This is a genomic window from Bradyrhizobium sp. (genome assembly GCF_019242285.1).
Lineage (GTDB): Bacteria > Pseudomonadota > Alphaproteobacteria > Rhizobiales > Xanthobacteraceae > Bradyrhizobium.
In genome coordinates, this window is the sequence record NZ_JAFAVV010000481.1 from 1 (window position 1) to 5,884 (window position 5,884).

The 5,884-nt window shown below is 63.3% G+C and carries 8 protein-coding genes; 1 reads left to right on the forward strand and 7 read right to left on the reverse strand.

The annotated features are described in order from the left end of the window. Nucleotides 1-375: 375 nt before the first annotated feature. From JOY90_RS19065 to JOY90_RS19075, 3 genes are all read right to left on the reverse strand, one after another. The gene (locus JOY90_RS19065; RefSeq protein ID WP_291692662.1) at nt 376-726 is read right to left on the reverse strand and encodes a hypothetical protein; all 351 of its coding nucleotides are present in this window, start codon (nt 724-726) and stop codon (nt 376-378) included. 86 nt (nt 727-812) lie between these two features. Then, entirely contained in the window at nt 813-1,238 is a 426-nt protein-coding gene (locus tag JOY90_RS19070; protein ID WP_291692663.1) for a VOC family protein, read from the reverse strand. Between the two features lie 23 nt (nt 1,239-1,261). Further along, nucleotides 1,262-1,765: a GNAT family N-acetyltransferase gene (locus JOY90_RS19075; RefSeq protein ID WP_291692664.1), complete on the reverse strand. Its 504-nt coding sequence runs from the start codon at nt 1,763-1,765 to the stop codon at nt 1,262-1,264. A 214-nt stretch (nt 1,766-1,979) separates the two neighbouring features. On the opposite strand from JOY90_RS19075, the gene JOY90_RS19080 reads away from it, so the two are divergent. Further along, nucleotides 1,980-2,366 carry an ester cyclase gene (locus JOY90_RS19080; RefSeq protein WP_291692665.1) on the forward strand — a complete coding sequence of 129 codons (387 nt, stop codon included), beginning with the start codon at nt 1,980-1,982 and terminating at the stop codon, nt 2,364-2,366. Here the strand turns inward: JOY90_RS19080 and JOY90_RS19085 are convergent. The 4 genes from JOY90_RS19085 to JOY90_RS19100 form a co-directional block, all read right to left on the reverse strand. After that, nucleotides 2,361-2,783, reverse strand: a complete 423-nt coding sequence (locus JOY90_RS19085; RefSeq protein WP_291692666.1) for a TfoX/Sxy family protein — start codon at nt 2,781-2,783, stop codon at nt 2,361-2,363. The two genes, JOY90_RS19080 and JOY90_RS19085, sit on opposite strands and share 6 nt — an antisense overlap. Before the next feature lie 1,070 nt (nt 2,784-3,853). Next, complete coding sequence (locus tag JOY90_RS19090) at nt 3,854-4,270, reverse strand: hypothetical protein (RefSeq protein ID WP_291692667.1); 417 nt, start codon at nt 4,268-4,270, stop codon at nt 3,854-3,856. 147 nt (nt 4,271-4,417) lie between these two features. After that, nucleotides 4,418-4,549 carry a hypothetical protein gene (locus tag JOY90_RS19095; RefSeq protein ID WP_291692668.1) on the reverse strand — a complete coding sequence of 44 codons (132 nt, stop codon included), beginning with the start codon at nt 4,547-4,549 and terminating at the stop codon, nt 4,418-4,420. A gap of 311 nt (nt 4,550-4,860) precedes the next feature. Next, on the reverse strand, nt 4,861-5,598 hold the full coding sequence (locus JOY90_RS19100; RefSeq protein WP_291692669.1) for an outer membrane beta-barrel protein: 738 nt from the start codon (nt 5,596-5,598) through the stop codon (nt 4,861-4,863). Nucleotides 5,599-5,884: the final 286 nt, after the last annotated feature.

Consider the following 5,884-nt stretch of genomic DNA (forward strand, 5'->3'; position numbering starts at 1 on the left):
CTGAGATCATCGTTTACGCGCATGTAAAACCCCGGGCAGCCCGGTAGGGGCTCGCGTCGCTCTGGACCTAGGGTGAACATATGGGCGCAACCATCACTTGTCGTCAAGGGATAAATCTGGCATTCCGACATGAGAACATATAGAGAACACAAGTCAACGGTGTAATATTCCGTCGTTTTTCACGTCCGGGTTGCACCCGGCGGAGGCCGCCAACGCGGACTATAGCCATCGCCGCATGTTATTGAGCTGCTTCGGGGCCATGGCCGCGCTCGACGTCCCGCCAGCCGAGCGCTCCGTGTCGGACCACCATGGCCGGTGAATCCAGACGGCGACAGTCAGGATGCGGTTGATCTCGCAGCGACACTTACCGATACATCATTCAGCGGCGGCCGGCCGGCGCCGCGCGCGGCGCCAGCGCCTGACATGGATGACGGCGCCGACGATCATGGACGGGGCCACCGCCACCAGCGCCATGACGGGAGACAGCGGTTTCGGCGTGATCAATTCCAGCACCATTTCGGAGACCATCCAGAGCGTCGCGAACGCTACTGCGAAATCGAGGGTCGGAACGCGCAGCCAATACAGCATCGCCGAGATCGCGGTCGCCGGCGCGATCGCCCCGGCGATCATGTAGACGTTCAGTTCATCCGGCGTCGCGGCGTCGATCACCATCGACAGCAGCAGCCAGAGACTGGCGAACATCGCAATGATATCGAGGTGTCTCACGCCCTTCGCCTCCCGTGCGACAATTTAGCACGGGCCATGCCGGGCGTCGACGACCTGGCGCTTCGGCCGGGCAAGCACGGCGACCATCAAATTTCCGCAAACACCTCGAGCAGGTTACCGTCGGGATCGCGGAAGAACAGCGTGCGATGGCCGAACGGCTGGTCGGTGGGCGGTGATAGCAGCACAACGCCCCGCTGCGCCAACTCGCTCGCGCATGCATCGACCTCGGCCGCGGAGACCTTGAAGGCCAGTTGCAGCGCGGCGCTGCCGGTCGGCGTCGGCGCGTCGCCCGCCGTGCGGCTCGGCCGCGCCAGCGCCAGCGTGTTGCCGCCGACGCGATATTCGATCCAGCCGGGCGACAATTCGCGCAGCAATGGAAAACCGAGAACACCTTCGTAGAAGCGGCGCATCGCCGCCATGTCGCGCACGAAGATGACTGTGTAGTCGATCGCGCGAATGGCGCGGAAGGCGGAGCCCGCGCGCGGATGGTCGTCGTTCATGCGTCCCGTCATGGATCGGTCTCCACTCCAATGCCTCACGACGCTTCCGTCGACAGGTCGAACGCCATGACCGTGCGCAGCTTGCCGAGATAGTCGGTCGTCTCGATCGGCCGCCAGCCGAGCGACTGATAGAACGCCGGCAAGGTGCCCGACGTGTAGAGGTGAAGCCGCTTATATCCAAGCGCGGTCGCGCGGACGCTCGCGGCCTCGATCAGCGCCCGGCCGACGCCCTGCCGCCGCGCCTCCTCCAGCACGAGAAGCTGCGCCAGCCAGGGCGAAAGATGGGGACGCGTCGTCATCTCATGCGCGAGCAGGTTGATCGACCCGATGAAACGGCCGTCGCGCCAGGCGACCAGCACCGCCGGCAACGCCGAGGTGCCGTCGGCCCGCCGCAGCAGGCGTTCATAGTCGTTCGCCGACGAGTACCCCGTCGACCGGCCCCAGAGCGAGAACTGCAATGCCGCGATGGTTGCCGGCAGCGCCGAGGACGGGTCGAGCGGCGCGATTACAATTGACCCGGAGCTGATCGCATCGTTCATTGCAGGAGCCCTTCCGCCGCCTCCGACACGTTCACGCCGCTCGGCACCGGTGCCGGTTGCGGCTATGGCTGTCACACCATCGTGGCGGCGAAGGATTACGTGTTCACGACGTATCCGAAAAGGTGATCGGATGATCGCGAAGGGAACCGAACCGATCTTCGCGATGTTATTGCTCGCTTCATAGGGTGAACCTTCGATCATCCGTGCCGTCGCCATGATCAGAGCCGAGCTGCGCGAGATCTATCAAGGCTACATTGCCTGCCTGAATGAACAGGACTGGCCGAGGCTGGGCGAGTTCCTTCAGCGCGACGTGCGTTACAACGGCCGGCTGATCGCCCTGCAAGGCTATCGCGAGATGCTGGAGCGGGATTTTCGCGAGATTCCGGATCTTCATTTCAGCATCGCGCTGCTGATCTGCGATCCGCCCCACATCGCAAGCCGGCTGGCATTCGACTGCACCCCGAAGGGCACTTTTCTCGGCCTCCAGGTCAACGGCAAGAGAGTTCAGTTCACCGAGAACGTCTTCTATGAGTTCGAGGCTGATCGGATTGCGCAGGTCTGGTCCGTCATCGACAAGGCGGCGATCGAGGCCCAGCTATAGGCTGCGTTTTCGCACCTGTCGCGAGGGCCGCTTTTTTGCCGTCCCCTTCTTGGCTGCCCGCCTGGGGACACTCCGCTCCCGTTTCGTGGCAACCCGACGCGCCGCGGCGAGCGCCGCGCGCGCCCAGCTAAGGAGCTCGTCCGGTTCGTCGAACAGCCGCTCCGGCGCGCGCCAGAACGCAAGGTCGATGGTCGCGCCCTGCTTGGCATAATTGAGCGGTGGAGAGGCCTCGGCCTCCTTGAAGACCGCCTTGTTGTCGTCATCGACGCGAAAATAGAGCGTGTTGTCGGTAACCATGCCGAGCATCACGCCATCGCAGAACACGCCGGTCTTGCCGAACATCCGCCGCATCGAAATCGGACCGAGCGGCGCGAGCTGCTCGCGCAGGAAGTCGGCAAAGCTCGTGCTCGCAACCATACGCGGTCCCTCCGCGCCAATTCTAGATGGCCGGAGGAATTTGGGAAGAGTGCTGCAAGACCGAGTCGCTCGCCTGCTCGAGAATCAGCCGAGTGAATCCGGATGTCAGTGCGTGGCAGCTGTTTCGGCGCGAAAATCGGCGTGCGCCAAAATGCCGATTTCGCGAGATGGCTCAGGCCGATCCGGGTGCTCAGTCCGCGCGGCCCGAAATTCCTCTTTCTTTTTTTCCGAAGATGTGGTTATCTTGCGCCATCCCGCCTCGATGAGAGGGGCGAACGCGTCGTCACGAGCGTGAGGCGGGGATGCGATGGACGCTGGCGGCGCGCGAGACGAGCGCGACTGTCGCGGACGGCGAAGACGTGTGGTCCTGGTGCCGCGACGCTGGCACTAAGCTCGCGATGATGCTTCGCATCACGCGAGCGACGGGGGCAAGAGAGCCCGTTCCCCGAGGAGAGCACGGCATAAGCGTTAACACCATCGCGCAGGGAATGCCGGTGATTTCGGCTGAACCTGTGGTAACCGCCGCGTGCGTTCTTGTTGCACGCGGGCCATGGGTGAGGCTGAACCACCCGGCATTCCCTGCGCCCTCTCCGATTTCGAGGGTGATCGCGACTGCAGGACTCGGACGAATCCCGTCGCGAGAACGCGGGCGTATGCCCTGCGCTGTCGCACATCCTCCGCTGTCATGCCCCGCGAAAGCGGAGCCTCCATCATCCCAGAGGCGTCTCGATTCAGGCTGATCTCTCTGGAATGCTGGGTCGCCCGGTCCGCCTACGCCGAGGCTTCGGCGGGCGCGCAAGCCGGGCGACGACAGTGTGCCGCGCTGTTTGACATGTTGAATCTGGACACGAAGCGCGGCGTTCGCCCGGCGTCTCGGTGGCGCAGATCGGTGGGGTGGGCCAAGCGGCCGCTTGCACCGAAATTCGACACACGAAGTTGGAAGCGTGCCCACCACTGCAAGCGATGCTGTCGAGAGAGGTGCGCACGACGCTTCCGCCTTCGCTCTGCGAGCTACGGCGGACGCGATCGCGTCTTTGCCCATCCGACAACTACGCCGACGCGCAACGCGTCTAATTGTCCGCGTTGCCCTTGGACTGGCAGTTCTGGCAGATCATCAATTTGCGCTTCAGCCGCTCGTCATCGGCGCGGTCCGCGGCCAACTGCTCCTCGTAGGCCTGCTCGCCGCGCGAGCGGGGGGTGGCATCTCCGTACGAACGGCTCGTGCCGTTCTTTTTCGATCCGGCCGCTTTCTTCCCCGACGGCGGCAGATATTCTTCCTGGTCGTCATATGCGGACGTCGTCACAAGCCCATCCGGATTGGCCGAGGGGAGATCGGCGCCGCCGGCGATCGACGCTGGCCGTGCCGCCGGCGTGGCGGCTACCATCGGCCCCGGGTTCGATGCCGCCATGGGCGCGTAGCAATTGCCCGACATGCAGCAGCCGCCGAGTGTCAGCGCGAGAATGAGCAGTGATGCGGATCGGATCATCGGAAAAGCCAATGCGGGTGCAATCCGACGCAAATAAGACGCGACCGAACGGCAAATCGCAAGGGCCCCGTGGTCCGAACCCCGGAAAATCCTACCGATGCCGTATCCGCGACGGCGATTCGTTTGGAATTCGCCGTGCCTGCGGCGTCAGATGCCGATCGAATGGCTGATCTGGCCAACCATCATCTTCACCGAATCGGTATACTGGCCGGCGGTGCATTCCTGATCGACCATATACAGCGTGATCAGGCAAACGGCAGCGGCAATGATCGCTTTCATCGGATCCCCGCTAACTCTCGGACGACGATCAACGCAATAGAATTTGCGCACGCGCTTTCAACAACCCGTGGAACTACCGGAAAGGCCGGGCGATTGATCTCAGGCTTTCCATGGCGTGAAGGCGATGCGGCCGATGACGGCAAGCGCTGCGCAATAGTACGGAGGTTCATCCGGCAACTTGCGGAAGCATGCGCGATCGTCGCAACATCGGTGTCGCCGGCCACATATCTCGCGCGGGGCCGCCACAAAAAAACCCCGGCCAAAGCCGGGGTCCTTCTCGATCCGCCTCAGAACGCGAGACCCGCGCCCGATCAATACTTGGCAATCACCGGGCCGCCGAACTTGAAGTTCACGCGCGCGGTGAAGAGGTCGACGTCCTGACGGATGGTGTCGGAGCCCGCAGGCAAGCCGGCCGGCGCAACGAAGTTCACAGTCCTGTCTTGCATGAACAGGTGATCGTATTCGAGACCGACCGACCAGTTCGGCGCGAAGCCGTACTCGAGGCCGACGCCGACCGTGCCGCCCCAGCGGGTGTCGTTGCCGGCAGAGGCGAGCAGTCCGCCACCGGGAACGGCGAAGATGTCGTACTTGCTGTCGGTCACCGCCGCACCGCCCTTCACGTAGAGCAGCACGTTGTTCCAGGCATAACCGACCTGGCCGGTGAACAGACCGAAGGCATCGATCCTGGTGCGGTTGCGATCGCCGACGAACAGGGTCGAGATGTTGTCGCCGGTGAAATCCGCCCAGTTGCCCTGCGCTTCGAGACCGAACACCCACGGCCCGGTCTGCCAGCGATAGCCGACCTGACCACCGACGGTGCCGCCGGTCGCATCGTGGCAGCCTTCGGACGCGCCAGCGAAGGTCCAGCAATTGTGGCTGGAACCACCGCCGCCGTTGATGCCGATGTAGAACCCACTCCAGTCGTAGGCGGCCGCGATCATTGGCGGAGCCTTGGTGTAGGGTCTCGCCGCGAGGTCGGCCGCAACTGCCGGCGCCGCCGCGCCGAGCGCGACGAAGCTTGCAGTAACAAGCAACAACGTTTTTTTCATTCGCGATTCCATTTCGAGTTAGCTACGTGGCCCCCAGGCCATGCGTTCCTCTTAACGATGTCCGCGCGAATTGCTGTAACTCGACCGCCACACTAGGGCGGAAACGGCGCCGGCGTTGCTGCAAATTAATGTTGAATTGCAGGCACTTCGTGGAACTTTTCGGTTCCACCCGGTTCCAATGCCGAAGTAGTGATGATGGAACCCGTCGCGTCGTGGTGGATGGCCCGAATCGTCACCGCCAATGGCTATGCCTGAAGAAGCCATCATGGGTCCCAATGTCCTCGCC

What these genes read in the sequence shown, in the direction of transcription:
- JOY90_RS19095 (WP_291692668.1), bottom strand. Translation starts at nt 4,549, where the DNA reads ATGAAAGCGATCATTGCCGCTGCCGTTTGCCTGATCACGCTGTATATG.
- JOY90_RS19080 (WP_291692665.1), top strand. Translation starts at nt 1,980, where the DNA reads ATGATCAGAGCCGAGCTGCGCGAGATCTATCAAGGCTACATTGCCTGC.
- JOY90_RS19075 (WP_291692664.1), bottom strand. Translation starts at nt 1,765, where the DNA reads ATGAACGATGCGATCAGCTCCGGGTCAATTGTAATCGCGCCGCTCGAC.
- JOY90_RS19100 (WP_291692669.1), bottom strand. Translation starts at nt 5,598, where the DNA reads ATGAAAAAAACGTTGTTGCTTGTTACTGCAAGCTTCGTCGCGCTCGGC.
- JOY90_RS19090 (WP_291692667.1), bottom strand. Translation starts at nt 4,270, where the DNA reads ATGATCCGATCCGCATCACTGCTCATTCTCGCGCTGACACTCGGCGGC.
- JOY90_RS19085 (WP_291692666.1), bottom strand. Translation starts at nt 2,783, where the DNA reads ATGGTTGCGAGCACGAGCTTTGCCGACTTCCTGCGCGAGCAGCTCGCG.
- JOY90_RS19070 (WP_291692663.1), bottom strand. Translation starts at nt 1,238, where the DNA reads ATGACGGGACGCATGAACGACGACCATCCGCGCGCGGGCTCCGCCTTC.